Annotated in this window: 41 protein-coding genes and 4 tRNA genes; 11 read left to right on the forward strand and 34 right to left on the reverse strand. The window is 48.6% G+C overall.

Going from position 1 to position 26,245, the window contains the following annotated elements; genetic code table 11:
- Positions 1–112 precede the first annotated feature (112 nt).
- The 11 genes from IPL17_RS23515 to IPL17_RS23565 form a co-directional block, all read right to left on the reverse strand.
- Positions 113–274 (reverse strand): 2-dehydropantoate 2-reductase N-terminal domain-containing protein, encoded by a 162-nt coding sequence (locus IPL17_RS23515; protein ID WP_345309529.1) that lies wholly within the window; start codon positions 272–274, stop codon positions 113–115.
- 129 nt (positions 275–403) lie between these two features.
- Entirely contained in the window at positions 404–1,762 is a 1,359-nt protein-coding gene (locus tag IPL17_RS23520; RefSeq protein ID WP_345309530.1) for an MFS transporter, read from the reverse strand.
- A 29-nt stretch (positions 1,763–1,791) separates the two neighbouring features.
- A complete protein-coding gene (locus IPL17_RS23525) occupies positions 1,792–2,436 on the reverse strand; it encodes an MFS transporter (protein ID WP_345309531.1) in 645 nt (214 codons plus the stop codon).
- Positions 2,403–2,885, reverse strand: coding sequence for an MFS transporter (locus tag IPL17_RS23530; RefSeq protein ID WP_345309532.1), 483 nt, complete (start codon positions 2,883–2,885; stop codon positions 2,403–2,405). The genes IPL17_RS23525 and IPL17_RS23530 overlap by 34 nt, the downstream gene beginning before the upstream one ends.
- A gap of 108 nt (positions 2,886–2,993) precedes the next feature.
- Positions 2,994–3,140: a hypothetical protein gene (locus IPL17_RS23535; protein ID WP_345309533.1), complete on the reverse strand. Its 147-nt coding sequence runs from the start codon at positions 3,138–3,140 to the stop codon at positions 2,994–2,996.
- Positions 3,141–3,418: 278 nt separating this feature from the next.
- Positions 3,419–4,672 carry an MFS transporter gene (locus IPL17_RS23540; RefSeq protein WP_345309534.1) on the reverse strand — a complete coding sequence of 418 codons (1,254 nt, stop codon included), beginning with the start codon at positions 4,670–4,672 and terminating at the stop codon, positions 3,419–3,421.
- A gap of 2 nt (positions 4,673–4,674) precedes the next feature.
- Positions 4,675–5,295 carry a hypothetical protein gene (locus IPL17_RS23545; protein WP_345309535.1) on the reverse strand — a complete coding sequence of 207 codons (621 nt, stop codon included), beginning with the start codon at positions 5,293–5,295 and terminating at the stop codon, positions 4,675–4,677.
- Positions 5,295–6,407 (reverse strand): hypothetical protein, encoded by a 1,113-nt coding sequence (locus IPL17_RS23550; protein WP_345309536.1) that lies wholly within the window; start codon positions 6,405–6,407, stop codon positions 5,295–5,297. Before IPL17_RS23550 ends, IPL17_RS23545 begins: the two co-directional genes overlap by 1 nt.
- Before the next feature lie 3 nt (positions 6,408–6,410).
- Positions 6,411–6,794, reverse strand: coding sequence for a DUF2089 domain-containing protein (locus tag IPL17_RS23555; protein ID WP_345309537.1), 384 nt, complete (start codon positions 6,792–6,794; stop codon positions 6,411–6,413).
- A 19-nt stretch (positions 6,795–6,813) separates the two neighbouring features.
- On the reverse strand, positions 6,814–8,073 hold the full coding sequence (locus IPL17_RS23560) for an MFS transporter (protein ID WP_345309538.1): 1,260 nt from the start codon (positions 8,071–8,073) through the stop codon (positions 6,814–6,816).
- Positions 8,074–8,095: 22 nt separating this feature from the next.
- Entirely contained in the window at positions 8,096–8,305 is a 210-nt protein-coding gene (locus IPL17_RS23565; protein WP_345309539.1) for a hypothetical protein, read from the reverse strand.
- Positions 8,306–8,504: 199 nt separating this feature from the next.
- Here IPL17_RS23565 and IPL17_RS23570 point away from each other — a divergent pair, with 199 nt between their 5' ends.
- Both IPL17_RS23570 and lexA read left to right on the forward strand, forming a co-directional pair.
- On the forward strand, positions 8,505–9,497 hold the full coding sequence (locus IPL17_RS23570) for a magnesium transporter CorA family protein (protein ID WP_345309540.1): 993 nt from the start codon (positions 8,505–8,507) through the stop codon (positions 9,495–9,497).
- Positions 9,494–10,171, forward strand: coding sequence for a transcriptional repressor LexA (gene lexA, locus IPL17_RS23575; protein WP_345309541.1), 678 nt, complete (start codon positions 9,494–9,496; stop codon positions 10,169–10,171). Before IPL17_RS23570 ends, lexA begins: the two co-directional genes overlap by 4 nt.
- Before the next feature lie 73 nt (positions 10,172–10,244).
- On the opposite strand, the gene rplL is transcribed toward lexA, so the two are convergent.
- The 12 genes from rplL to IPL17_RS23635 form a co-directional block, all read right to left on the reverse strand.
- A complete protein-coding gene (gene rplL / locus IPL17_RS23580; RefSeq protein WP_345309542.1) occupies positions 10,245–10,625 on the reverse strand; it encodes a 50S ribosomal protein L7/L12 in 381 nt (126 codons plus the stop codon).
- Positions 10,626–10,701: 76 nt separating this feature from the next.
- Positions 10,702–11,232, reverse strand: a complete 531-nt coding sequence (gene rplJ, locus IPL17_RS23585; protein WP_345309543.1) for a 50S ribosomal protein L10 — start codon at positions 11,230–11,232, stop codon at positions 10,702–10,704.
- 212 nt (positions 11,233–11,444) lie between these two features.
- A complete protein-coding gene (rplA, locus tag IPL17_RS23590) occupies positions 11,445–12,158 on the reverse strand; it encodes a 50S ribosomal protein L1 (protein WP_345309544.1) in 714 nt (237 codons plus the stop codon).
- Positions 12,159–12,208: 50 nt separating this feature from the next.
- The gene (gene rplK / locus IPL17_RS23595) at positions 12,209–12,634 is read right to left on the reverse strand and encodes a 50S ribosomal protein L11 (protein WP_345309545.1); all 426 of its coding nucleotides are present in this window, start codon (positions 12,632–12,634) and stop codon (positions 12,209–12,211) included.
- A 96-nt stretch (positions 12,635–12,730) separates the two neighbouring features.
- Positions 12,731–13,429, reverse strand: a complete 699-nt coding sequence (nusG, locus tag IPL17_RS23600) for a transcription termination/antitermination protein NusG (protein WP_345309546.1) — start codon at positions 13,427–13,429, stop codon at positions 12,731–12,733.
- 18 nt (positions 13,430–13,447) lie between these two features.
- A complete protein-coding gene (gene secE, locus IPL17_RS23605) occupies positions 13,448–13,669 on the reverse strand; it encodes a preprotein translocase subunit SecE (RefSeq protein ID WP_345309547.1) in 222 nt (73 codons plus the stop codon).
- A gap of 61 nt (positions 13,670–13,730) precedes the next feature.
- A tRNA-Trp gene (locus IPL17_RS23610) sits at positions 13,731–13,803 on the reverse strand.
- Positions 13,804–13,849: 46 nt separating this feature from the next.
- Complete coding sequence (gene rpmG / locus IPL17_RS23615) at positions 13,850–14,020, reverse strand: 50S ribosomal protein L33 (protein WP_345309548.1); 171 nt, start codon at positions 14,018–14,020, stop codon at positions 13,850–13,852.
- Positions 14,021–14,042: 22 nt separating this feature from the next.
- Positions 14,043–15,242, reverse strand: a complete 1,200-nt coding sequence (gene tuf / locus IPL17_RS23620; protein WP_345309549.1) for an elongation factor Tu — start codon at positions 15,240–15,242, stop codon at positions 14,043–14,045.
- 49 nt (positions 15,243–15,291) lie between these two features.
- Positions 15,292–15,364: transfer RNA gene (locus tag IPL17_RS23625), tRNA-Thr, on the reverse strand.
- A 30-nt stretch (positions 15,365–15,394) separates the two neighbouring features.
- Positions 15,395–15,477: transfer RNA gene (locus IPL17_RS23630), tRNA-Tyr, on the reverse strand.
- Between the two features lie 57 nt (positions 15,478–15,534).
- A tRNA-Thr gene (locus IPL17_RS23635) sits at positions 15,535–15,607 on the reverse strand.
- Positions 15,608–15,749: 142 nt separating this feature from the next.
- Between IPL17_RS23635 and IPL17_RS23640 the strand changes: the two genes are divergently transcribed.
- Together IPL17_RS23640 and IPL17_RS23645 are read left to right on the forward strand one after the other, a co-directional pair.
- Positions 15,750–15,938 (forward strand): hypothetical protein, encoded by a 189-nt coding sequence (locus tag IPL17_RS23640; protein ID WP_345309550.1) that lies wholly within the window; start codon positions 15,750–15,752, stop codon positions 15,936–15,938.
- Entirely contained in the window at positions 15,929–16,444 is a 516-nt protein-coding gene (locus IPL17_RS23645; protein ID WP_345309551.1) for an NACHT domain-containing protein, read from the forward strand. The genes IPL17_RS23640 and IPL17_RS23645 overlap by 10 nt, the downstream gene beginning before the upstream one ends.
- 482 nt (positions 16,445–16,926) lie before the next feature.
- On the opposite strand, the gene acpS is transcribed toward IPL17_RS23645, so the two are convergent.
- The 9 genes from acpS to IPL17_RS23690 form a co-directional block, all read right to left on the reverse strand.
- Positions 16,927–17,295: a holo-ACP synthase gene (gene acpS / locus IPL17_RS23650; protein WP_345309552.1), complete on the reverse strand. Its 369-nt coding sequence runs from the start codon at positions 17,293–17,295 to the stop codon at positions 16,927–16,929.
- 85 nt (positions 17,296–17,380) lie between these two features.
- Positions 17,381–17,938: an insulinase family protein gene (locus IPL17_RS23655; protein WP_345309553.1), complete on the reverse strand. Its 558-nt coding sequence runs from the start codon at positions 17,936–17,938 to the stop codon at positions 17,381–17,383.
- Positions 17,833–18,264, reverse strand: a complete 432-nt coding sequence (locus IPL17_RS23660; protein WP_345309554.1) for an insulinase family protein — start codon at positions 18,262–18,264, stop codon at positions 17,833–17,835. Before IPL17_RS23660 ends, IPL17_RS23655 begins: the two co-directional genes overlap by 106 nt.
- Positions 18,219–18,587, reverse strand: coding sequence for a hypothetical protein (locus IPL17_RS23665; protein WP_345309555.1), 369 nt, complete (start codon positions 18,585–18,587; stop codon positions 18,219–18,221). Before IPL17_RS23665 ends, IPL17_RS23660 begins: the two co-directional genes overlap by 46 nt.
- Positions 18,569–18,838: a hypothetical protein gene (locus IPL17_RS23670; RefSeq protein ID WP_345309556.1), complete on the reverse strand. Its 270-nt coding sequence runs from the start codon at positions 18,836–18,838 to the stop codon at positions 18,569–18,571. Before IPL17_RS23670 ends, IPL17_RS23665 begins: the two co-directional genes overlap by 19 nt.
- Positions 18,838–19,083: an insulinase family protein gene (locus IPL17_RS23675; protein WP_345309557.1), complete on the reverse strand. Its 246-nt coding sequence runs from the start codon at positions 19,081–19,083 to the stop codon at positions 18,838–18,840. The genes IPL17_RS23670 and IPL17_RS23675 overlap by 1 nt, the downstream gene beginning before the upstream one ends.
- 204 nt (positions 19,084–19,287) lie before the next feature.
- Positions 19,288–19,512, reverse strand: a complete 225-nt coding sequence (locus tag IPL17_RS23680) for an insulinase family protein (RefSeq protein WP_345309558.1) — start codon at positions 19,510–19,512, stop codon at positions 19,288–19,290.
- Positions 19,505–19,711 (reverse strand): hypothetical protein, encoded by a 207-nt coding sequence (locus tag IPL17_RS23685; protein WP_345309559.1) that lies wholly within the window; start codon positions 19,709–19,711, stop codon positions 19,505–19,507. The genes IPL17_RS23680 and IPL17_RS23685 overlap by 8 nt, the downstream gene beginning before the upstream one ends.
- A 100-nt stretch (positions 19,712–19,811) precedes the next feature.
- Entirely contained in the window at positions 19,812–20,600 is a 789-nt protein-coding gene (locus IPL17_RS23690) for a hypothetical protein (RefSeq protein WP_345309560.1), read from the reverse strand.
- Positions 20,601–20,860: 260 nt separating this feature from the next.
- Between IPL17_RS23690 and IPL17_RS23695 the strand changes: the two genes are divergently transcribed.
- From IPL17_RS23695 to IPL17_RS23720, 6 genes are all read left to right on the forward strand, one after another.
- Complete coding sequence (locus IPL17_RS23695) at positions 20,861–21,022, forward strand: hypothetical protein (RefSeq protein WP_345309561.1); 162 nt, start codon at positions 20,861–20,863, stop codon at positions 21,020–21,022.
- Between the two features lie 9 nt (positions 21,023–21,031).
- Positions 21,032–21,256, forward strand: coding sequence for a hypothetical protein (locus tag IPL17_RS23700; protein WP_345309562.1), 225 nt, complete (start codon positions 21,032–21,034; stop codon positions 21,254–21,256).
- 113 nt (positions 21,257–21,369) lie between these two features.
- Positions 21,370–21,600: a hypothetical protein gene (locus IPL17_RS23705; protein WP_345309563.1), complete on the forward strand. Its 231-nt coding sequence runs from the start codon at positions 21,370–21,372 to the stop codon at positions 21,598–21,600.
- Positions 21,582–21,827: a hypothetical protein gene (locus IPL17_RS23710; protein ID WP_345309564.1), complete on the forward strand. Its 246-nt coding sequence runs from the start codon at positions 21,582–21,584 to the stop codon at positions 21,825–21,827. Before IPL17_RS23705 ends, IPL17_RS23710 begins: the two co-directional genes overlap by 19 nt.
- A gap of 6 nt (positions 21,828–21,833) precedes the next feature.
- The gene (locus IPL17_RS23715; RefSeq protein ID WP_345309565.1) at positions 21,834–22,172 is read left to right on the forward strand and encodes a hypothetical protein; all 339 of its coding nucleotides are present in this window, start codon (positions 21,834–21,836) and stop codon (positions 22,170–22,172) included.
- 101 nt (positions 22,173–22,273) lie between these two features.
- A complete protein-coding gene (locus tag IPL17_RS23720) occupies positions 22,274–22,459 on the forward strand; it encodes a hypothetical protein (protein WP_345309566.1) in 186 nt (61 codons plus the stop codon).
- 1,563 nt (positions 22,460–24,022) lie between these two features.
- On the opposite strand, the gene IPL17_RS23725 is transcribed toward IPL17_RS23720, so the two are convergent.
- Both IPL17_RS23725 and IPL17_RS23730 read right to left on the reverse strand, forming a co-directional pair.
- On the reverse strand, positions 24,023–24,355 hold the full coding sequence (locus tag IPL17_RS23725) for a hypothetical protein (protein ID WP_345309567.1): 333 nt from the start codon (positions 24,353–24,355) through the stop codon (positions 24,023–24,025).
- 752 nt (positions 24,356–25,107) lie between these two features.
- Entirely contained in the window at positions 25,108–25,350 is a 243-nt protein-coding gene (locus tag IPL17_RS23730; protein ID WP_345309568.1) for a hypothetical protein, read from the reverse strand.
- A gap of 661 nt (positions 25,351–26,011) precedes the next feature.
- Between IPL17_RS23730 and IPL17_RS23735 the strand changes: the two genes are divergently transcribed.
- A partial coding sequence (locus IPL17_RS23735) for a hypothetical protein (protein WP_345309569.1) occupies positions 26,012–26,245 on the forward strand: 234 nt, incomplete at its 3' end.

Below are 26,245 nucleotides of genomic sequence, written 5' to 3' on the forward strand. Positions count from 1 at the left end.
ATAAGTGGTTTCATTTGAAGGATGGCTTCATCCAACTGCCAGCCTTTGATCGCGAGGATAATCACATCGACAGCGCCGACTGACTCGGTTGTATCTGTCGCTTTGGCAGGATTCACACAAAGTCACCGCGGATCGATTCCACGCTCAGGCCTGTTTGCTGAATCACTGATAGATGATTCCCCCGAGCAATAAAGGTCACATCCTCGCCGGCCTGTACGAGTCTGCCGCCGAAGTATCCGCCAACGCCGCCTGTTCCAAAGATCGCAAATTTCATGTTTATCTCCTGTATTTGTGCGCCAGTCCATCAGCTCGCTGATGGACTCCAGAGTCTTGATGCTTCATGATTATAAAGAAGAACAACCCATTTTCAGGGTTGTTCTTGAAATCTCATAGTGATACTGTTTCAGGAAGTTACTGCTGGTGCCGTTTCCACTTTGGGTAATGCATCGTGGTCGGGAAGGAGGGTCTCGGAATTACGAATGGCGGGGGTAAGGTAACCGACCAACCCAATGAATGCGCCGAACACACCGCAGAAAAAGATCAGCAAACTCATGCCTGAACCGGGTCCCGTGCCAACCAGCCAGCCAAATATATTGGAGAGCGAGCTTGTCACCTGCATTTGCGGCTCGAGCACAAAGTCAGCCAGCGAGCCGGCAATGATCGGAGAGATGGGATTCGTCAGCCAGGCGATCAACCGTCGGGCAGAAAAGACGCGGCCCTGCACATCAGGCGCAACCTTGGATTGCCAAATCGCCTGATTCGATCCATTCATCAGCGGGCTGACAAGCGCAGATAGAACAACACCAATAATCCAAACCGGCAGACCTCCATCAAGACCGATAATTGCGATGCCGATTCCACTGAGAGTCCAGCCGATAAGAATGCCATAGACGCGGCGTTTGAAACCTCCCCAGGCGCTCATGATCACACCGCCGATCACAGCGCCAATCGCGCCAGCTGTTTGAACCGAACCAAATATCAGGCTGTTGCTGTTTGTGTGCGCCAAAACCATGGGAGCCATGACAGTGAACGCGATGCCAAAGAAGAGGTTGCCGGCAAAGAAGGTCATCTGCAAGCCGAGCAAACTTGGGCGGGCAAAGATATATTTGAAACCATACGCGGCTTCCTTCAAGATATTGCCCTGGCCTTTTGCACCTTCTTCCGTGCGGGCAGGCTGGGGAATATGCACGATCAGCAACGCGCCAATGGCAAGAATGAACGTGGCAACATCAAAAAACAAAATACCGGTAAGCCCAATCATGGGAAGCAATGCGCCAGCCAATAAAGGAGCAACGACTTGCGGGCCGGCTTCCACCAAAGACATCATGCCATTGGCGCGGCCATATTGTTCCTTGGGAACCATGGTACTGATGGCGGCGGAATACGCAGGCCATTGAAATGCCATTCCTAAGCCATAAATTACGGATGTAGCATACAAATGCCAATATTCCAGAACGCCGAAAAATTGCAGGGCAAGTATGGCAAGCGTGGCAACTCCCGCCGCAAGGTCACTGACCATCATCATCATTTTACGATTGTGACGGTCCACCATCACGCCGGCGATGGGAGAAATAATCAGGAATGGAGTAATAAAGAAGACCTGCATCATGCCCATGGCAAGCGCGCTCTTGGTCTGGTCATACATCCAGATACTTAAAGCAAATTGGCTCATGGAACTGGCCAGTACTGAAACGATCTGCCCGAGCCAGACAATGGTAAAACCAAACAAGCCACTTGGTCTTTTTACGGAAGTCTCCTGCATTGCATTGCTCCTATTTCATTCAATCCAACTTATGTGATCTCGATTTGTGCTATTTCGGCTGATCCCTTACGGCGGTTCTCTTCGATGTTCATAATGACTGGAATGAAGAGGCCGGCTACAGCCATGATGATACAAGCCAGCCCCCCGATCATATACCAGGTACGAATACCAAGCCAATCGGAAACGGGACCAGCCACCAACAGGCTGAGCGGTTGCATGGCCGAAGCGCCAGCTCCCAGCAGGGAAAAGACGCGTCCCTGCATATCCGGGTCAACCGCCGCCTGAAGAATCGCATCCAATGGACCATTCGCCATGACCTGCATGAATCCAAGCAGGAAGATCCCGCTCAAGGCAATATAAAATAGATTGGAAGGGAGCAGACCAAAGATCATGATCCCGATCCCTATACCGATAATGCCTACCATACTCGTTAGAATGCGTTTCTTGAATCCGCCCCAGGCACTGAGTACCAATCCGCCAATGATGATCCCGATCCCAAAGAACGAGTCAACCATTCCCAATTGCATGACACTGCCGTGATATTCCTGCGTGACCACGAGAGGAATCAAGGCGGCCGGCACAACCATAAAATTGATGACCATTGCGATCACGACAACACCCATCAGTCCGGGCCATGCGATCATGTAAGTCCAGCCTTCACGTAGATCCTGCATGTAATTGGTTTTATCGGCTGTGCCATTTTCCTGCGCCAACTGACGCGGCGGCTGTGGAATCTTAACGGGGAATGAAAAGCGCCGCCCGCTGCCCGAACCAATAGGATTATATAGACAGCCCAAAGGCTTTCCTGCTTTGTCGCAAATAGAACCATTAAGACAATGGTCGCGAGGGCGATCAACCCATCAGCAATGATCAAGACCAACTTACGGTTCCACCGATCCACCCATGTGCCGGCAAATGGCGCCAACAACACCCGTGGCAGGATCGCGATGAGGGATGCGGTCGCCAGAACAGTTGCAGAACCGGTTGTTTTGGTCATCCACCAGACAAGGGCAAATTGCACCAGACTGCTTCCGACCAATGAAACAGCTTGTCCGCCCCAAAAGATGAAAAAACGCGTCGCCCACTTTTCAGGGATTTGATTTGTATTTGCAGTGTTTTCCATTTTTTATCCTGCAACGCTCAAGCAATATGCAAAAAGGCATCCCTCCGGAAACGAGGATCACCTTAACCTGTCGAACTATGTTCAGCTTGACGCGCTGATTTCTACGCGCTATTCCACATAGATCTCAACATGCTCGCCGTCTTCCTCATCCACGACATCAATGATCTTGCCGGTCACACCCATGCGCAGCGCTTCCATCACATTGGACATGTCCACGCCTTCCACTTCGGGCGCGAAATGCGCGCCGATCTTCATGCCGGCGTCCACCAGCGCGAGCGGAATTTGAACGGAGGCTTTCGATCTGCCCGGTGCGGGTGTCTGTCACCCGGATGCGCAGCCAGCGCGCAGGGGCACCAGCACCTGGCGCCCGCGGAGCCGGCGGCAAGCCGCGGCGGGAATCACTTAACGCCGAAAGCAACTTCGAACCTTCGTCTGCGCTGATCTTCCCTTCTTCGATCATCTTGAGTATCTTCATTCTTTCTTCAACTGTAGTCATGGCGACCTCATATCCTTGTCTATGATGTTACATTACCCTACCCAACAACTGCGGGGACAATTTCATCGCTTACTGCTTCTACTTTCGGCAATTTAAATTTCAGCCAGATCGGAATAACCGAAATCAATAAAACAATGGCGGTCACTGTAAATGGAAATGTCGGGCTGACGCGATCCCACATCTGCGCGCCGATCCACGGGGCGGGCAGGGAGAAAATCCCCAGGCTGGTACTGAACAACCCGAATGCCATACCGCGATTCTTTTGAGGGACTGCCTTGCTGATCAGCGACTGATAGGCCGGACCGGAAACCCCAGCGCCCATACCTGCAAGCCCCCAGCCCAAATAATACATCCACTGATTGCCAGCGGGAATATTGACCAGAACGAACAAAGCACTCGACATTAGGATCATTCCCAGTGCGATACCCACACGCTCACCTGCTTTATCTGAAAGCCAGCCGCCGGGAATGGTGGTCAGCATCATGGCCATGCCAAAGAATGACATGACCCAGCCGATCTGCTGGAGTGAAAATCCGCCGACTTCCTGCATGTAAACAGGGAAAAGGTTTTCTGAGAATTGAAATGAAATATCGCGCAGACCATCTGTGATCAGCATCCAGGTGATGAGTCCGCCGGAAAAGATCAGGGTGAACATCGCAGCCAGATTGATCTTCAAACTGCTGAATGAAAGTTTTTCCGTCTTTGTCGTTGCGGTTTTTGCCGCTTCGCGCGCCATGCTTAAACGCATGATCATCGCGATGAAATAAAAGATGCCAGCCGCCAACAACATCAACTTGAAACCGTATGCGCCAGCCATCCACCCGCCGAGCGGAGGTCCGATCACTGAGACGATCATAAAGATGGCCTGTGAAATGCCAAAGACCTTTCCTCGATTTTCCTCGCTGGAATGTTCCGCAATGAACGCATCGAAACTTGGACCAACGAGTGAACGCGCAATCGCGCCGATCGCCACAGCCAGCAAAAGCCACTGCCATGTGTCCGCAAGGATCAGCGGAATAAAACCGATCACACCAAAGACACTGCCGATCGCGATCGCACGCAGGCGGCCGAGCGTATCAGAAACCCATCCACCTAGAATTTGTAAAAGCAAAGGTACGATCTGTGAAAGCGTAAAGAACAGACCGATCTGTGTAATTGATGCATCAAGGTCCTTTAGATAAAGCGGCATCAGCGAGCCATACATGCTCCCGCCGATGTTCGCGAAGATCATCGCCGTTAAAAACAGGATCAGCAATCCGCTTAATAAAGGTTTTTTCTTAATGGTTTCCATTTTTATCCTATAAAGACCTGCACCTTTTCGCCGTCATCGCCATCGTCCACATTCACGATCAACGGCTCGGTAATATTTTTTGCCATGGCAATGGCCTGTATGATCTCATCCACATTGGTTTTCTTGAGTCCGCTAATGCTGCCGCCGAAATTTTTCAGAAACCAGGCAACCAGCCCGAGCGGAAGCGGAAACGCGATCGTGATATTCCGCGGGAATTCCGTCTGATGCGAGCGGTCCACATTCACATACATCCAGCGCGAAGTCCTGCTGCCAGCGCCGAGCATCGTCAGCAAAATTCCGAGGAAGAGCGGCATGGTCATGCAGAAGAACCAAAAGTTGAGCCCGTTATTTTTTTGGATACCAAACATCGCCCAGGCGCTCAAGACTGTGAAGATGATCCCTATCGAGAGGAATGCGCTCGAAAAACGATTCGCCCGTCTGCGGACTTGATCGAACTCAGGGGCATCGGTCTTTTCGGACCCGAAGCTTGGTCCCGCTTCGATGACTTGAATCTGCTCTTCGGCAGAGTCATCCAGCGCGCGCATCAGCGTGGCGGCTTCCTGCGCGTTGATCTTTCCATCTGCGACCATTTGCAAAATTTTCTTTCGTTCTTCAGATGACATTACGACCCTCCTTCGAGTGACGCTAATAATTTTTCAGCCTCGGCAGCCGTAATCTTTTTATCCTGAAGCATTTTTAGAATGAGCATGCGTTCTTCATCGGTGGCTTGCGGTTTGATCGGCATTGGCACACCTTTCGAAGACAGATCCCAACTCCAGGGACCGACTTGAAAGACGGGCTTGCCGCTTCCACGATGAGAAATCCGCCGTTCTGCCTCGCGCGTTTTTTGCTCAACGCGTCTGGCGGCCTCTTCCACTTTGCGCTGGGCACGCTGGGTCGCTTGTTCGACCTGTCGTGAAATTCGGTCACCAAACCCAGACCAGTCCACGCCAATACCTGCAAAGTTACCAAAGTCTTCCGCTGACTCTCCGGCATCCGCTTGATTTGTAACGCGGATATCACCACCCGCAATTAACTTCACTGCAGCCGACCCATCGCCAAGGATGACCGTACGGGAAGTGGCGTCTTCATCTTTTTCAACGCCCTTCCATTCAACATCGATCTCATCGCCGTTAAGCGTTAATGTTGCATTCGCCTTTGGGGGCATGACCAATAAAATATCATCACCCGCTGTGACCGAATACACATTATCGGCACGCGGATTTAGATACAGCACAACATCTTCAGCCACATTGGCAATTACATTCCCGCGCACATCGCGCAAGGCAAGGTCATCAGCAACTGACTCAAGCGTGACACTCCCATCCACATCACGGATGGACACATCACTATGAGCGCTCTTAACAAATAAATTCCCCTTGGCAGTGCGCAAACTAAAATCAGATTCGATCGTATCAATCGAAACCATATCCACGTCGCGGATGGACAGGTCGCCTGCAATGGTTTTCAACTCAATTGCTCCCATCACCCCGCGAATGGAAGCGTCACCTTCAATATATTGAATGGAAACAGAAGCAAGTTTTGGAACACGCAGTGAAACATCATCTTCACAATAGATGTTGACCGTATCGCCTTCGTGCTTGAGGCGCATTTCCTCGTCATCATCACATTTGATCAGAATATCATCCCCTTCCCAACCGACAAGGCTGAGGTCTCCGCCGATCTTCTCAATAAATATTTTGGGGGTGCGTCCTGCAGAAATTGTTTTAGACATGGTTTATATCTCCTCTCCGCGCAAAATACGCATGGCTTGTTCAGCAGTGATCTTGCCGGCTTCAAGGTCGGCAATGGCGCTGCTGCGAACGTCAGGTTCAATCTCAGGGGCTTCATCCTTGCCAGGTTCATACCCCAGGGCGCGGATGGTTTCATGCAGACGGTTACGGATGGTCGGATAGGATAATCCGATCTCCTGCTCCATGCGGTTGATCTTGCCTTCACAGCGCACAAAGGTAAAAATGAATTCCAACTGTTCGGGAGTCAAATTGGAGAATTGACCTGAAACGAAATTCCCTTCGATCGTGGTATCACAGGATGAGCAATGTAAACGCGCAACAGTCAGTTCAGATTGGCAGATCGGACAACGAGTTGGTGCTGGTCGCATGGTTTGGTTCCTCCAAATTTTATAATGCCGAAACTTCAGGCATGGTTTCTAATTTATTTTCTTGATTCTTTTTTACACGATACAAGCTGAGAAAGGCGAAGGTGGAGAACATACCAATCACGCCCGCCGCATACCAAAGAAGATAGGGTTTGGGTCCGTCCATGATCAAGCCGGCCAGGTAGGGTCCGACCGCAAAAGGAATCCCCCATGAAAAACCCGCAACCGCCATGTAACGTCCACGCATTTCTTCAGGGGCAAAAGAGGCTATCAACGCCTGTGCCACAGGTGAGACCACCATTTCGCCCACCGTGATGATGACCATCGCGATGACGAACAATATATAAGTGGAAATAAAACCATACATCGAGAAACCAATCACATACAGAAATGTTCCAAATGCCATGATCAACATGGGCGGATATTTTGCGATGCGGCGTGTGATCGGGAATTGCATTAAGACGACCATCGCGGCGTTGATACTCAGCAGCAACCCATAACCAGATTCAGGCGTGCCATGTTCGTTTCGCAGATAGACACCCAGTGTGGTGTTCATATTCATATAAGTGAAGACTTGCAGCATAACCGCACCCAGGAACAACATGAAGGCCGCGTTGCGGAAGACCTGTCCATAGCCAGCAAAGGTACGTGCCATGGTTTCCTTCGGGGCATCGGGATGTGCCAAAGGTTTTGTCTCAGGCAGGAAGATGGCGATCAGAATCACGGTCAACAGGGAAATGACTGCGTCGGACAGAAACAGTAAAAGGTAGGAACGAGACGCAAGCAATCCGCCAATCGCGGGACCAATCACGACAGACAAGTTGAATGCCACACGCAAGATCCCGTACCCATCCGCCCGTTTTTCTTCAGGAAGAATATCTGCGATCATGGCTTGATGGGCAGGTCCAGCGACATCGGTCAAGATGCCAACAAAGAGCGCCAGAAAGAAGAAAACCTGGAAGGAGTCGATCAGCCCCATCGCCACGGTGCTAAAGGAGGAGGCGATCAGTCCAAACATGATGATGCCCTTGCGTCCGAAGCGGTCAGTGAGCGCACCTCCAATGGCGGAGCCGGCAAAACTGGAAACTGAAAAAGCCGCAAAGAGTACGCCAACATCCGTCATCCCAACATTAAATTTACTGGTAATATAGAGCGCAAAGAATGGGAAGAGCAACGAGCCGCCAATGCGATCAATAAAAGTGATGGCGATCACGGTCCAAAACGTGCGCGGATATTCGTTGTAGAGATTGGTTATTCTTTGGATGATATTTTGCAGGAACATTTTAAGCTCGCGTCTTCAAAATTTATCTTGCGAAAACCTCAACTGATTTGGTTGCGTCAGCATTTAGTGCTTGCAATTTTTGACCGCTGACAACCATCCAGGCGCCAAGTGCAAACAGTAAGCGTCTGGCAGAAAAGCCCTGCGAGCGCTTCCAGGCCAGGCAATTATCGACTTCTTCTTGAGTTTTCTGCTTCGCCACCATTAATAAGCTTTCAGGATGAAAATTATTCATGATACTTCTCCATTTCAAACAAAAAGAGGAAAAACGCTGCTAAAGGCAAAATTATTAAAGCCTGTTCCTTATTTCTATTAATATTATATCCATATTTTTAATTTTGTCAATACACAAATCAATAATATCAATATTGTTTTTAAAAATATTGATATTGATTCCATAAAATCAATATTTCCACGAATTTGGAGGTTTTTCAATGATTCGCTCTATATTTTTCTCGCCCGGTAAGCCCACCCGCACAAATATCTCCCCACAGGAATTTCCGCGCCTTATCCGCAACAAACAGGGTTTGCTCTGGGTGGACTTCATCGCTGAACCGCCCGAATCTGCCCTGCCCATCCTAGAAAGCTTTAAGTTCCACCACCTGGCCATTGACGACGCTTTACAAGAAACGCACGCTCCAAAGATCGATGATTGGGGCGACTATCTTTATATTGTCCTGAACTACATGCACCTTGTAAACAATACCGATCCATGGGATACGGAAATTGATGAGCTGGATATTTTCCTTGGGAGCAACTACGTCATAACGCATCACGATAACCCGGTTGCCTCCATTGATGAAACCTGGGATATGTGCCAGCGCGACCCGCGCTACGCAAAAGACGGGCCAGATCATTTGCTTTACAAGATCATTGATGCCACTGTCATGAATTACATGCCGATCATCGAAAAGATAGATGAAGAAATTGATTTTATTGAAGACCAGGTTTTTGATAGCCCCAGCTCGCAAACACTCGCCCGTCTGTTCACACTCAAACGCGTCCTGCTTGCCATGCGGCGTATTCTGCTCCCACAGCGCGAGGTACTCAACAAAATGGCGCGTGACGATTATCAGGTCATCGATGAGAAAGACCGAATTTTTTACCGCGATATTTACGACCATCTTGTCCGTTTGCATGATGTCAATGAAAGCTTAAGGGATCTCGTCAGCGGCGCCTTGGACACCTACCTGTCTGTAATCAACAACAGTACTAAACGATGTCATGAAAACATTAACACCATTTGTCTTTTATGGGATGCTAAGCCTGACAATTCTATCTCCAGTCCTAATGATCCTGTGGATGCGCCGACAGACCTGGGTATAGCCCTTGATTTCGATATCATCAAATCCTTGACACAGAACAAGCGTTCGAGTATCATTTGTAGCACAAATGAGCGAAGAATGCTCGTGAGGAGAATAACATGATGATGGTTAGAAAAAGCAAGGGATTAGGCGAACGCCACCAGAAGATCCTTGATTTCATAGCAAGTTATCAGCGCGAACACAAGCACCCACCTTCAATCCGTGAGATTGGTGTGCATTGTGATATTTCATCAACCTCAGTCGTTAATTATTATCTTGATCAACTGGAAAAAAACGGCCACCTCGAACGCGACCGGAAGATTTCACGCGGCATGCGGTTAACCGGCAATACCCCGCTTGGTGACATGTTCCGAGTTCCGCTTGCCGGTGTAATTCAAGCGGGTGAACCGATCCAAGTCCCTACAAACTCGGACTTCCCTTCTTTCACAGCAGACGACTCTGTTGAAATTGCGACATCGCTCCTGCCATCCAAGGAAAAGGGCAAGGAGTTATTTGCCCTGAAGGTACAGGGAGAATCAATGATCGACGCCATGGTTAATGATGGCGACATCGTCATCCTCAAACCCACCCAGGAGGCTCGAAACGGGGACATGGTTGCGGTTTGGCTGAACGATCGCAATGAAACAACACTAAAGTTCTTCTTCAAGGAAAAGGACAGATTCCGCCTGCAGCCCGCCAATCCAACCATGGAGCCGATCTTCATTAACAAGAACGAAGCGCTGGAGATCAAAGGTAAAGTGGTCATGGTCATTCGCAAAGTAGAAAGACTCAATTAAATAAAAAAAGTAGCCAAGCACAAAAAAAGACGACCCTTGCGAGTCGTCTTTTTTTGTGCTGATTTCTTAAAAACTATTCGATAACGATGTTAGCGCCAGCTTCGTCAAGTTTCTTCTTGGCATCCATGGCGGCATCTTTGCCAACGCCGGTGAGGATCTTGCCGCCAGCGGTTTCAGCGAGGGTCTTGGCTTCGCCGAGGCCGAGGCTGGTCAATTGACGAATGACTTTGATGACATCGATCTTCTTGGCGCCTGGATCCTTGATGACCACATCGAACTCGGTCTTCTCTTCCACAGGTTCAGCAGCGACGGCAGCGCCACCGGCAACAGCCATCGCGACAGGAGCGGCGGCGGAAACGCCCCACTTCTCTTCAAGCATTTTTACGAGATCAGCCGCCTCAAGGACGGAGAGTGTGGAAAGTTCTTCCACGAGTTTTGCGAGCTTTTCAGACATTGTTTAGCACTCCTTGCTAAGTAATAATATAGGTTAGGTTTATTGCGGTACGCCTGCGGCGCCGCACAGTTCAAAATTATGCCGCCGCGGGTGTTTGTTCCGCATGAGCTTTGATGACAGCCGCGAGACCACGTGCTGGTTCCGCGAGTGTGCGGACGAGTTTGCCGGCAGGAGCCTGCAAAACGCCAAGTAATGTTGCACGCATAACCGGCAGCGGGGGCATCTCAGAAAGCGCCTTCACCTGAACAGGGCTTAAGGACTTGCCACCCATCATACCGCCCTTTACCTTTACGAACTCATTGCCTTTTGTTGCCTCAGTCAATGCTTTCGCGGTAAGTGCTGGATCTTTGAAAGCGAATGAGATCGCCGTGGACTTCACGAGATAGTCCGCGGGAACTTGCATGCCTTGAGCCGCAAAAACACGGCGGACAAGCGTATTCTTCACGATGTGGAATTCACCGCCGGTATCACGGATCTTCGCGCGGATCGCATCGATGTTCTTCATTTTCGCGCCGCTGTATTCCACAAGGATCACAGCTTCACTACGCTTGACCCAGTCTTCATACAGGGCCTGTACTTCTTCCTTGCGTTGTTTAGAAATTGCCAAAGGGTATTCACCTCCTTTCAATTAAAAAGTCTTTGCCACTTACACAGGCAAAGACTTTTCGCAGTCCCCCATGAGGGGAACTCCCGGAAGGGAATCAACGCTTGCGCGTTGCAAATTGCTATCAGTCTCCACCTGAGCAGGAAATTAAGTCCCAAAATTGTGGGACACCCGCCTTCAACGGCGAAGTGGTTTTAATGATTTAACGAGTACTGCTACTCGGCACCATCCATATGTTCGTTGGGATCCATCTTCATGCCAGGACCCATGGTCGTTGTTACCGTAATGCGTTTGATGAAGTTACCCTTCGCACCTGAAGGACGAGCCTTGTTCACGCCATCCATCAATGCCGCATAATTCTCGATCAACTTATTGACTTCAAAAGAAACTTTGCCGATCGAAACATGGATATTATTGGTCTTGTCCAGACGGAATTCCACACGACCTGCTTTGGCTTCTCTAATGGCACGTTCCATATCTGACGCCGGCACCACGGTACCAGCCTTCGGATTAGGCATGAGACCGCGCGGACCCAGTACACGGCCCAGGCGTCCCACCTTACCCATCGCATCAGGTGTGGAGATCGCCACATCAAAATCCAACATGCCACCTTCGATCTTCTTCATGGTCTCATCGTCATCCGCAACGAGGTCAGCACCAGCGGCACGGGCCGCGACGGCACCTTCGCCAGTTGCAAAGACAAGCACTCGCACTGTCTTGCCAAGTCCGTGCGGAAGCACAACCACATCGCGCAACTGTTGATCAGCCTGACGTGAGTCAAGTGATGTGCGCATGTGAACTTCAACTGTTGAATCAAATTTTGTGATCGAGGTTTCCTTGGCAAGCGTAATCGCCTCCTTGGCAGAGTAAACCTTGTCAATATCAACTTTGGCGGCAGCCGCCGTATATTTCTTTCCGTGTTTTGCCATTTTATCCTCCGTGGTACAAACGGACAGCCTAAAGCCGTCCTCCCACAAAATTATTCGGTGATTGTAATGCCCATGGAACGGGCGGTGCCTTCGATCTGCTTCATCGCGCCTTCCATGTCAATCGCGTTCAGATCTTTCATCTTCAACTCAGCGATTTCCTTCACCTGAGCACGGGTTACCTTGCCGACCTTGTCTTTATTCGGCACGCCGGAGCCCTTCTCAACCTTGGCAGCCTTGCGAAGTAATACCGCCGCGGGCGATGTACGAAGCACAAAAGTGAATGAACCATCGGTGTAAATTGTTATTTCCGCCGGAAGCGTCTCGCCAGGACGATTGGATGTGCGAGCATTGTACTCCTTGCAGAATGCCATGATATTAATACCATGACTTGCGAGCGCGGGGCCGACGGGAGGCGCAGGATTGGCCTTGCCAGCTTCGAGCTGAAGACGAACGATTGCCTTTAATTTCTTTGCCATTTTGACTTAACTCCTTTGTGGTTTTAGCGGGTCATTTGGGAGACCCTCCCACCGCATCAGACCTGAGTTGGTCTGCTACTGTCTAATAAATTCTTTCTACGCTTTTTCTACTTGCAAGAAGTCCAACTCAACAGGTGTTTCACGTCCGAAGAAGCTCACCATCACGCGTACCTTTGTGCGCTCCATATCGATCTCAGAGACCATGCCACGGAAATCATTGAACGGCCCATCCACGATACGCACCCGCTCACCCACCTTGAAGGTGACCTTGACTGTGGGCGCTTCAGCTTCCATACGCTTCACGATCTGAGCCACTTCTTCAGGGCGTAATGGTGTCGGGTTGTTTCCCATCCCAACGAAGCCGGTTACACCTGGGGTATTGCGGACCACATACCAGGATTCTTCCGAAAGGGCGAGATTCACAAGCACATATCCCGGGAAGATGTGGCGTTCCACCGTTTTACGCTTGCCATCCTTGACTTCGATCTCTTCCTGAGTCGGGATGACCACATCAAAGATCTTGTCTTTCATACCCATGGTTTCAATACGCTGCTCAAGATTATGACGCACCTTATTCTCATATCCTGAATAACAGTGAATCACATACCAGGCGGGACCTTCGACTGTCACTTCAACAGAAGGCAGATCGGCGGGAATCTGCGTCTCGGAACGACGGGCAGGCTTCCGTCTCGAAGAAGAAGCGACAGGAGCTACATCCGCAGGAGCGGACTGCTCCTCGGCCTGTTCACCCATCGGTTCCTGTTCTAACTGCTCTTGTGGTTCCGGTAAATCCATCAGATCCTCAATTCGAAATTAAATACCTAAAATCAAATTCATCAAGTTGCTGGATAGAAGATCGATAGTTGCAAGAAATGCACCTACGATCACCATCACCACAAGAACAAGCCACGTAAGGCGTCTTGCTTCAGGCATGGTCGGCCAGCTTACTTTGCGAAGTTCACCCGTGGTCTCACGGAAATAACGCTGGATGGCGTTTTCGCTTTTCTTGACTTTCTTCTTCTCTTTCTCAGCCAAGGCAATACTCCTTCTTAATTTTTACGGCTAAAACGCCGCATAACGCGGCGTTTGCCACAGGCAGGCCAGGTAGGAATCGAACCCACAACCGCTCGTGTTGGAGACGAGTGCTCTGCCAATTGAGCCACTGGCCTAAATATTGGTGGGGTAGATTATACCCCACCATTTCTATATCATCTACTACTTGGTCTCGCGGTGCTGTGTGTGCTTACGGCAGCGAGAGCAGTATTTGTTGAACTCCAACCGATTGGGATCATTACGACGATTCTTCTCAGTGGTGTAATTGCGCTCTTTGCAGTCATTGCACTGGAGCGTAATCACGGGGCGGACATCTTTTTTCTTGGAAGCCATCTTTTACTACCTTGCTTTCTTTTTATTCAATGATCTTGGTAACGACACCCGCGCCGACGGTCAGACCGCCTTCACGAATGGCGAACTTGGAACCCTGTTCAAGCGCAACAGGAACAATCAACTCAACCGTCAGGTTGACGTTGTCTCCGGGCATCACCATCTCCACGCCTTCCGGCAGCGTGATGTCGCCCGTTACATCCATCGTGCGGATGTAGAACTGCGGTCGGTAGCCGCTAAAGAACGCTTTGTGGCGTCCGCCTTCTTCCTTCTTCAACACGTACACTTCCGCCAAAAACTTCTTGTGCGGTGTGATCGATTTCGGCTTGGCCAACACTTGACCTCGCTCCACATCTTCTCGTTCAATTCCGCGCAGCAACAAGCCCACGTTGTCTCCGGCCATGCCTTCATCCAACTGCTTGTGGAACATTTCCACGCCCGTACAGACGGTGCTCTTCGTTTCACGCAGCCCGATGATCTCGATCGGTTCCCCGATCTTGATGATGCCGCGGTCGATACGTCCGGTTACCACCGTTCCGCGTCCCTTGATCGAGAATACGTCTTCCACTGACATCATGAACGGCTTGTCGGTATCGCGTTTCGGCTCGGGGATGTACTCATCCACCACTCGCAACAACTCATGGATACATGCATATTCGGGTGCATTCTTATCCATGCTGGTGCTTTCCAATGCCAGTTTAGCTGATCCGCGCACGATCGGTGTCGTGTCGCCGGGGAAGCCCTGGGCGGTCAGCAGTTCACGCAGTTCCAGTTCCACCAGTTCGAGCAACTCGGGGTCGTCCATCATATCCACTTTGTTCAGGAAGATGACGATGGATGGGACTTCCACCTGACGGGCTAGCAGAACGTGCTCGCGGGTCTGGGGCATCGGACCATCGGGTGCGGCCACTACGAGAATGGCTCCATCCACCTGCGCCGCTCCCGTGATCATGTTCTTGATATAGTCACGATGACCTGGCATGTCCACATGCGCGTAATGGCGCTTGTCTGTTTGGTATTCCACGTGCGCGATGTTGATCGTGATCCCGCGCGCTTTTTCTTCCGGTGCGTTATCAATTTGATCGTACGCACGGAAGTCAGCCTGCCCTGAAAATCCGGCTACTTTGGTGATCGCCGCTGTCAATGTCGTTTTCCCATGATCAATGTGACCCATGGTCCCTACATTCAGATGCGGTTTGCTGCGGTCAAATTTTACCTTCGCCATTTGAATAACTCCTTTTTATATATTAGACAAGAATGCTTTTCAGCAACTGAGCCCTCAACGAGACTCGAACTCGTGACCTCACCCTTACCAAGGGTGTGCTCTGCCAACTGAGCTATGAGGGCTTAACGTGCTGACCGAAAATCTTTCGGTAGTGGGCGGTGAAGGATTCGAACCTCCGAAGTCTTCTGACAACTGATTTACAGTCAGTCCCCTTTGGCCACTTGGGTAACCGCCCGGGATAAATTATTTTTGCTGATCACCAACCGACAACTTCTACAGTCAACAACCGCAGAGCCGACGACGAGAATTGAACTCGTAACCTCCCGCTTACAAGGCGGGTGCTCTGCCAATTGAGCTACGTCGGCAAGTGATTAAGCAGGCGGATTATACCAAAACAACGCCCAGCGTCAAGATAAACACGCTATCATTATTAATATCCAAATAAATAAAAACTCAAACCTTGACAAGAAAAACTGTTGGAAGTAATATTAGAACAGGTGTTCTAATATGAGCAAACTCAATCAATTTTCCTTGATGATCGATGCATTAGCTGAACTTGCCGAAGAAGAACAAGCGCATCACACTCCGCCCGCGCCTGGTCTACCTAATTTAAGATCGGTCATTGCGAACGCATCCCCCTGCCCCCGGAAGCGGTATTCCTCGGCCTCGCAGAAGATGGATTGCCCGTGCTATTAAATCTATACGATCCCATCCCAGGTCCCATTCTCATTAGCGGAGATCAGGCCAGTGGAAAAACCACGCTCCTGCAAGCCATAGCCACTGCCACTGAGCAGATGCATTCGCCTTCGGACGTTCAATACAGTGTCATCACCCAATATCCAAAGGAATGGGATGACATTTATTCAAAACAGAACAACGCGGGCATTTACTCTACACAAGACCCAACAACACAAGACCTATTGTACTCGCTTGTGACCTGGGCGCATAACAACAAAGGGGATCAACAATCCGTATTGCTTCTGATAGATGATCTGGAAGCCTTAACAAAACTAAATCAACAAGCCGAACAAAGTTTGCGCTGGCTTTTACTGCGCGGACCCAGCCGCCGGGTATGGCCGATCGTCACGATCAATCCAAGCCGCGCAAGGCATATCAACCTTTGGCTGGAATTCTTCCGCACCCGGTTATTTGGAAGGATATTTGATTCAACCGAGTCCAAATTTACTGACAGGCGGTTCTAACAAAACCTCAATGACCTGACTGCCGGCTCGCAATTTGTCATGCGGGAAGGAAGTAACTGGCTGAGTTTCTGGATTCCGTCCTGGATCAATAAAAGGAAAAACATCATGCACACTGGAATGTTATGGTTTGATAATGATCCTAAGACTACTTTGAGTGTAAAGATCCAAAAGCCATGGAGTATTATAAAAAGAAATTTGGGGTACCCCGGATATCTGCCTTGTTCATCCAAGCATGCTGGATAGCGGTCAAAGACAATTTCAATTGGGCAAACTCACCATCCGCCCTTTCCAACCAATCATGCCCGGACACCTATGGATCGGCATTGAAGATCAAAAATAAAAGAGAGTTGATCTTAGGATTCCAGATCTCTCTTGTTTCAGCTAACATCCTGCGACCAGTATTCGCAGGATGTTCTTATTTTAATTACGATATTGCATGATCATCGGACAATGCCCGCCAAACAAGTGCGCGGATTTTTTTACTACTCCCCAATTGCCACAACAAATGCAATCGCATGCGTCGCCGTATGGCTCAAACTCACCGACCAATTTGACAGACCCAGTTTCATCGCCAGGTTCTGACCCGCTCCATGCAGGTACAAATGCGGCGCGTGATTCTCGTCACCGACCACTTCTATCTCAAGCCAGCTCACATCGCCAATTCCGCAGCCCAAAGCTTTGGCGACCGCTTCTTTTGCCGCGAACCTTGCAGCCAGAGATTCCAACCTGCCTTTGCAATCCTGCTGTTCCAGTTCAGTGAAAATGCGCGCAACAAATCGTTCCCCATGACGATCGATCGCATCACGAATACGCGCAACCTCAACAAGGTCAACCCCGGTGGAAAGATTCATAAATTAGGTTATGGACCCGCTGTTGAAATGACCAGGCAGTCTGGGTTTATATATTTTCGGGCGGTCTCGAGCACATCAGCGCGAGTCACGTTTTCACCAAACCTTCATAGCGCTGATAATAATCCAGCCCAAGGTTATACCGTTCAATATTCAATATTGCACTGGCAACACCGCCATTCGACTCAAGAGACAGCGGCAAGCGTCCAATGTAATTCGTCTGGCTATCCGCAAGTTCCGCCTTTGTCACACCGCTTTTTACAAATCGGCGCAGCTCGTTTTCGATCAAACTGATCGCCTTCTTTAAGTTCTTCGGATTCACCCCCGCGTTGACTTCCCAGCTTCCGGGACCCGTCCCGGAGTTCAGACTTGAGGATGCGTAATAAGCGAGCCCGGACTTCTCACGCACCACATCCCCAATGCGCCCCATCATGCCAAACTGCCCCAGCACCGAATTCCCCAAAGACGCGGATAAAAATTCAGGATCCATACGGCGCGGACCGATCATGCCGATCACCAGATCGGATTGTGACTTGCCCGCTATCGTGTGATGATGTTTGACCGTTTTCTTAACCGACTTGTGCGGAGGTAATTCCTGCTTTCCAGCCTGACCTGGAACATGCCAATTCCCGAGGACGCGCTCCATCTCTTCAACAGCTTTTTCAGGCTCGATCGCCCCACGATGGCAACGACCATGCCTTTCGGTCCGAAGTGGAGGCGGTGAAATTCCTGCATATCCTTTCGCGTTATGGATTGGATCGTTTCGATAAACCCATCACTAGGCCTGCCGTACGGGTGATTTTCAAACAACATCCGTTCAAAGGCCATTGACGCAAGGTCCATTGTATCCTGAGCACGGATCGCGAGACCGGTCAATAATTGGGCTCGCAGTTTCTCTACTTCATCTGCAGGGAAAGTGGGCGTTGTCAATGATTCAGCCAAAAGACCAAGCAAAAGCGGGAGATCTTCCACAAGTGCGCGGCCACCAAAACTTGTGTTATGTACGCCTGAATCAAACCCCATGCGCGCGCCGACAGATTCCAGTTCGTTGTAGATCGCGTCAAATGCCGCGTTTGTGTACCGCGCATCAACGAGGAAGCAACAAAATCCGCGAGACCGAGCTTCGCGTCACTTTCAAAGATCGCCCCTGCGGGCAGATATCCGCTCATACTGATGGAAGGACTGTCAAAACTGGAGCGCGCAAGAACGGTGATGCCATTGGAAAGTGTTACACGGTAAATATCGTCCGGACCGGGCAGGGATGGTTTTACTGATCTCAGAATACGCTTTGCCATTTATGCCTCCGCGCCTTTCGGGATGTAGTGCCAATCACGCGGCTTTTAGGTTGAAGATATTTCTGCGCCACCCGCTGAACATCCAGCGGTGTAACCTTTGCCAGCTTATCCAGATAGGAAGTAAACCATTCATACGATGAGAACATTTCCACATACCCCATCCAAAAAGCCTGATTGGTGATATTCTCGCTCCCGTAAGCAAAGACTGCCCGCGCCTGTTTTACCGCGCGTTTAATCTCATCGCTGGGCACTAAAACATCCTGAATATTTTTATCTCTGCATCCAGCGCTGCCAATGCTTCTTCGGGTTTGCGTTTTGGGTGGTTGGTGATGGTGATGCGATACAGATAAGGATCGATCGTTGCTTCAGACCAGCCGGATACATCCACCGCATATTCCTTGTCCACTAATGCGCGGTAAAAACGCGAAGTTTTATAAGATAACCCATTGGCACCGCCAAGCAGGCTATCCAGAACCTGCAGAGGAAAATAATCCATAGGCTCAAACAATTCCTGACACGCTTCAGCATTGATTTGGTCTCAAAGTCGCCCGCCATACACAGCACAGCGTTGTTCGGGACATAATATGTACGATAATGTTCATATAGATCATCTCGTGTGATGGTATGCAGATCTGCCATGTCGCCGATAATCTCATGGTGATATGGTGTACATGAAAGGCTGTGTTTTGAACCGCTTCGGTCAGACGAAACATCGGCTCGTTCTCGCCCCCTCACGCTCAGAGATGATGACCGTGCGTTCCGATTCAACTTCCTTCTTATTATAGATACTATTCACCATACGGTCAGATTCAAGACGCAAGGCGAGATCGATCTTGTCAGCCGGCATGGTCTCAAAATAACGCGTGGAATCATGCGAGGTGGAGGCGTTCCAGCGACCGCCCTCGCGTGAGATGGACTTATCCAAAACCTTCGCGGGAATTTTTTGTCCCCTTTAAATTGCATGTGTTCAGTCCAGTCCAGGAAATACCGGTTCTTCCCGTCGGCTCATCTTTTGAACCGACCCGATACCACACCCAGGATGAAATGATAGGCGCGGTGTGGATCTCTTTGAGCATGACCTTCATGCCATTCTTTAAGACAACCTGTGTAATCTTGTTTGCCATTTATCTCCAGAAAATCCTTCTAAAGTAATGTTTTTCATGGGAAACATCGCAAGTCGAAGTAAATTTTCAGAACCTGCGGGATGATCAGTTCAATGTCAGATTAATTATTTACAAATTGATTTGCATCCAAATTGATCGCGCCCGGATTGATCATGCAGTAATATGGCTCGACCACATTACGCAAACCAACGAACGGATCGTGCAGCTGCGTTTCATTCAATGGAATATCCACATCCACATTCAACGAGACGGGCACGGTGGTGTCTACTGGAACGGTCAAGTTTAGCACAATGGGAAGGTTCGTTCCCTGCGGTAGCACAATGGTTGCCAATGCTCTGGTGATATTCAAACCACCGGTCTGCACTGTGACAAGCGCATTGCTGATCGTCACGTCCTGACTCAAGACCACATTTGTTTGTTGATTTAACGCAAGATCAAATTTGACGGGGATCGTAGTTTGGACTGGAATGGTCCGTGTGATGTGAGCTCGATCCATTTTTTCGAAATTTGTATATAGACCTCCCAACAAACCTGTGCCCATATCTGTCACGCTTTTTAACACCATTAACATTAGGGACGGAAGGTTGGTCCAGGCCAAAAACAGGACAACGGCCACTGCCAAATTGATGGTAAGAGAAAGGATGCTCGCAATCGTCCAAAAAGGAGGCCCAAAGTTATATTTACGTTTTTCTTTAACAGGAACAGATTCTATATCTGCCGGATGTGTCAAATCTTTTCTTACAGGCGTCACATTCGCAACATCTTGCACCTGCGCTGAAATAGTAGATTGCGTGTCGATCTTTTTTTTGGGAAGACGATTAATTGCAGACTGGCCATTCAACATATTCCGCATGCGAACTCTGGGATCTTGTTTGGGTTCAGTGTTCATGGAGACTCCTGTTTGGAAAAAATCATGCTCAATAATGACTTAAGGTTAATATTAGCACAGATACCACCAGACCACTATTTTGATTTTCAAGGATCTCTCACAAAAGTCTAATGTGACCGCGAATAACTTTTTGCAGGATTTTTCGACTAATAGGGCAATGGAGTAATTATAAAGCATGATAGAACTCAGTTTAATGACTTGCTGATTGGATAATTCCCAATATAATACACCGTTTTTGTCTGAATTTACGGAGGTAATAAGTGAGTGAACAAAATTATTGTGTTGCAGTGATCGGAGCAGGCCCAGCGGGTTTATTTGGCGCGCGCGAATTGGCGAACCAGGTGTTCGGGTGGCGCTCTTTAACCGTGATATTAAACCCGGCGGATTGGCGGAGTACGGCATTTACCCTGAAAAGCATATGATGAAGGAAGTTGCGCAAGCAATTCCGCGGCGCGATGGAAAACCCAAATCTTGAATATTTTGGCAATATCGTGATCGGAAATAATGGCGACATCACGCTTGATGAATTGCGCGGACTGGGCTTTGACGCCGTGCTTGTTAGCGCAGGCGCGCAGGGAACCAAATGGCTCGGCCTGCCCGGCGAAGAACTTGAAGGCGTGTATCACGCCAAGGAAGTTGTGTACGCGCTACAATAACTTCCGCCTTTCAGCCAAAAGAATTTTCGTTTTGAAAACGCTGCGCCATCATCGGCGCGGGTAATGTGATGGTGGATATCGCTCGGCATCTTATCAATGTGCAAAAAAAGTGGATGAGGTCATCGCTGTCGTTGCGGCGCGGACCCAATGAGGTCAACTTCACCAAGGAAGAGATGAAGCATCTGATCTCATATTTGGATATGGATGAATTCGAAAATGAAATGGATCGCGTTCAGCTGGTTGCGCAAGCGGTCAATCAAAACCTCGAAATTGGGGCGGCAAAAGTGTTGGATGCTTTCGCGAAGGCAGATCCCAAGACCCGCCAATGCAAAGTTTCATTTTGATTTCTTGCCTCCCCACTGCCATGTTCGGAGAGAATGGCGCGCTGACCCAACTGGAAGTGGAAGATAATATCTCGTTGAAAAAGAGGGCAAGATCAGCGCCAAGGGAACCGGCGTCAAAACGTCACCTCGATGTGGACACGGTCATCTTCGCCATCGGCGATAAGGTGGATGTGAACTTTGGCCTGCCGACCGAGTGGAACGAGTTCATCAAAAATAAAGAGCCGTGATTCCCTGTGGAAGGCATTTCTTATGAGTCCACGATTGAAAGCGTTTTCGTCGGCGGATGGTCGCGCAAGGCCAGCGAAGGCTTGGTTGGGTATGCACGCAGGAGTGGGACAAACGCAGCCAGAGCCGTTTGGGATTATCTACAGACCAAGACACCCGCCAACGCCAGCATGGACGATGTGATCGAAAAGATGCGAGGGTTGAACAAACCCGTCATCATGAAAGACGACATCAAACGGCTTGAAGCGATCGAGGCGGAAGAAGCCAAGAAACGCGGACTTGTGGAATTCAAGTTCTCCAGCAATGAAGAAATGCTGGAAGCAATGGAATTGATCGAAACAGCGTAAGAATTCTCCCCAAGCAAGGATTTGGTTATCATCTTCGGGGTTCTGCATCTATTCCCAACTGGCGGAAAGCCATTGATGAAATCACGCGGTGCTGAAACCAAATGGCAGTCTCTTCCTCGAAGAACCCATGCGTGGACATCAAAGTCTTCGATGCCTTCTTCCGCTGGGGACATCCAAACACAGATTTTGGTTTGAATGCCTTAGATAAGTATCTTGCTGAGCGCAAATTGAAAATCGTCAACAAGAGATGGACTCCACTGTTGACGATGGTACATACACGGAAATAATATCTCGGAGCTTAAGATCACCGCTTACCGCCATTAAAACGATAACTAGCATCATTTTTGGGGACTCAAAACCAAGTTGTCAATAAGGCTTTATTTTACTTACATTCAGTCTAATCTATTACCTATTTCCTGATAATTCAAGTACTTTTTGAGAGACAATAATGGAGGCTGATTTTGCTTAAGATGCCCATAGTCCCATGCAAATGGCTCGTATTTATTTTCCAGCACATGGATGACAGGCAATTATTTTCAGACAGAATATATCTAAAAGTGATATGAATAAAACATGGTTTTTCATTTGCCACGTCGTAAAGGATGACATCCGTTTTCTTTACCTTCATCGCAAAGATTGGAATAGACAAAGGCCTCGTCGTTTAATTCTACATGAACTAAGCAACCTTGGGCAAAAGTCTCTGGTTTCCATTTGGGCACACACCACCTACAATCACTATTTGTGATGAGGGTGATCGTAACAAGTTAATTAGTGATACTGTCTCCAATAAGGCTTGATCCAAACCCGCTTTTGGATCTGATCCAATGGCGCACTCCAGTTGGCATGTAAGATAACCTTCTGAGGTTTTAATTGCTCAATTTTGTCTAATGCACCATTATTATTATCCTGACAGTTTGGGCGGGAAATCGAACTGCAGCCACATTAACGGCACACACATGATGGTCAGTTGCGCCACGGCGGGATGATTTTCTCATACCGAACGATTCAAGGCTGCCGCATGAGAAAGTCTCCCTAAATTCTAAGCCGATTTGGCCGCCTGTTCGGGATAAAAACATTCTACCCAAAGTCTGAATTTTTGTTCCTCCTATTAAGAAGACAGGAGTCTCTCTTCACGGTAGATTTCCTTTGTTGCATATTTTTCAAATGCCATAATTTCTCTTTTTGATTATCAGTAAGCCGACTCCAAACCCCTGGATAGAAACCCCAAAAATCCAACTAAAATTAATAGGCAGAACCGATCAGGGAAATAAAAATATGGCGGTCTGTCAAAAACGATTTTATTCTAAAAGGCTGCTCTACAAACCGCCAGCTTAAACAAGCAAGCATAAACGAGAGAAGAGCAGAGGCTGAGAGGCTAAGTTCGACCAGTTCAAAAATGCTTCGGTATCCGGCAAACGCAAATAACTGCTGGTGCCAAAGATAAGCGCTATAGCTGATCATTCCAATGGTCTACAAGCGGTTTGCACTCAACAAGCGGCCTGTCAATGTTTTTTTGACGAAGAAAAGAGAATAATCAGTCAGTTTCCCAAGGTTGGCAGCAGCAGCATAAGCCTGGGAAAGGGGTTTTTCATCAAAACAATAACCGCATATACGATCATCGACAGTCCAACCAGCGACATTACTTCACTTAATCTTTTTTGTGAAAGGACGTTTGGAGATCTGTTCACGATAAAGAAAATAATAAGAGAGTCCAGCACAATTGCCACCCCAAGCCTCGGTTGGCAGAAGATAAAGGCCGCCTCGCTCGTTGTAAGCCCCCATTGTGCAGCAGGCTGATTGCCGCAATGATCATAAACGAGCCGAAATCCAGCGTTTGCGGTAAAGCGACATCAATACCAAAAAATACGGAAGAGAATATAGAACTGTTCTTCAACAGCCAGACCTATGTGCAACAGCGGCCTTAATTCATTTGCTGTGTCCAATAGCCAGATGTTTGCCGAATAGAATGTTTGAAGAAAGATAAAGACGGCTATCAGGCTTGAAAATCCGGCTTGTCCGCGGGGACCACAGCCAAAAGCCAAGCGCAGGAAAGACGCAAGCAACACAGTGAACAGCGCAGGCATAATTTTTCTGGCTCTTCTTGCGTAAAAGGTGACCAAAGAAAAAGTTCCTGGTCCAGTTCCGAAAGAATTATCGTTGTGATCAACAACCGCTAATGACAAAAGATATCTACGCCTTTATATCCGCCCTGAAATACTTAAAGCCTGCGTGGAACATGATGACTGTGATTACGGCAATTGCTCTTAGCCCACTTATTTCTGCACGGTATTTCATTCGTTCCACTGGCTTTTCCCTTCAATTTCCATCCTAATTTTCTTCATACATAAAGAAACACAGGTGGTGCTGCAGAAAATCATGTTATCATGCAAATGTTATGCTTATCAACTAATTAAAAGCTCAAAACTCTTCGATCTCCCATGGGTCTTAGCAATACGGGCTACTTCCTCACGCGTCCTTCTATTATGATAACTCTAGCTTCCCTGCTTCACGACGTTGTTCGCCAGTGGTGTTTAATCTGTTGTTACAAAACAGCAGCATCAAGACGTCTTGCAAAACATCCAGCAAGAAATTTTAGCCATTCTTCATTTGTCGGCGCTGTATTTCATGCATGGAATTTGCACTTGTACACCAATGGATTTGCAACGCCACTTCGGTTTTCAATTTCCAAGCTCCTGCCTCCTTTATAACATCTAATCCTCGTTCTCTGCTCTTATGATGTCCCTGATGATACCAAGTGTAGTGCGGATACACAGTTACATCTGTTCATAACATACTGCTCAAATGCTGAACCTCTTACCGTGTTTGAAAGGAGTGTTTCAGTTTGATCAGTATCGACATTGAAAACTTGCTCTGAGGCATTTTCATCTGACTTTACGAACTCTTCTTCCTTCGGGCGTAATACGCCATCCTGCTATTAAAACAAGGAGGACATAAATAAATCAGCTCGAACAGCGTCGGTATTTATGCATATTTCGTAAACTAGCCTTACCTTGTTCTGAAAGTTTTCTCCGCTTAGTTGACTTTCAATGGCAGCATAGATTTCAGAGGTTTGAGCAACTCCACCATTAGAATCAATTTTTTGAAGGGCAATACGAATTTGAGCATCTCCCGACAAACCTACCTCTGCTCCGGTTACCCCAACCTTATTTTTTACCACAAGTTTATTTATCCCTTTTCTATGTTTTTGATGATTTACTCAAGTGTTGTACCAATGATTAGTGTAAATAATCCCTGGACATAGTATAAACCTAATTATTTTAAGCTTTCATTTTATTCACTCCCATAAACCGTGAGCCTCTCAGCGCCTGCATGTTTCTTTAGGTCTTGTTATGTTCTTCAGTAATAACCACGTTCCCTTTCAGTTCCCTCTTGCCTATAGCGATGAGCCTCGGCAGTCTGTTCCAACGGATAGCGCTTATCGATGACCGATCTTAGCTTCCCGCCTCAATCAGCTCTTTAATGGAATACAGATCCGCTATCTTTTCACCAGACAGCGCGCAGATTACTTTTATCGCCGACTTTCGAAGTCCATGTAACATCTGTAAAAGTTGTTTCATCTTTAAAACTGGCCAGAAGATAGCGTCCATTGGGTACGAACGAGTTTTTACACTGCGCAAACGAACTCCTGCCCAGAATGTCAAAAATAAGATCATAGGTCTCTGCCGTTTTTAGTGAAATCTTCCTTGGTAACCAATGACCTTATCCGCGCCCAGAGATTTCACAACGCGAGCCTTGTAAGTTGCATACGCCTGTCAGCATCTGCCCCATAATGTTTTAAGAGCTGAACCGCGGCGGAGCCGATCGCGCCAGAAGCGCCATTGATCAGGATTTTGTCCGCGCTGAATATTTACAGTCCGAAGCAAATTCAAGGCGGTCAGCGCTCCATACGGGACAACAGCAGCCTCCCGTACGTCATGTTCGCGGGCTTGATCGCCACCAATCCATTTTCAGGCATACGAAGATATATTCGGCATTCGCGCCCATGTTCTGACCGCGATATCCAAAACATCGTCACCTGCTTTAACAGTTTCACATCCTTGCCGGACCGCTTC

Source organism: Candidatus Villigracilis saccharophilus (assembly GCF_016711665.1).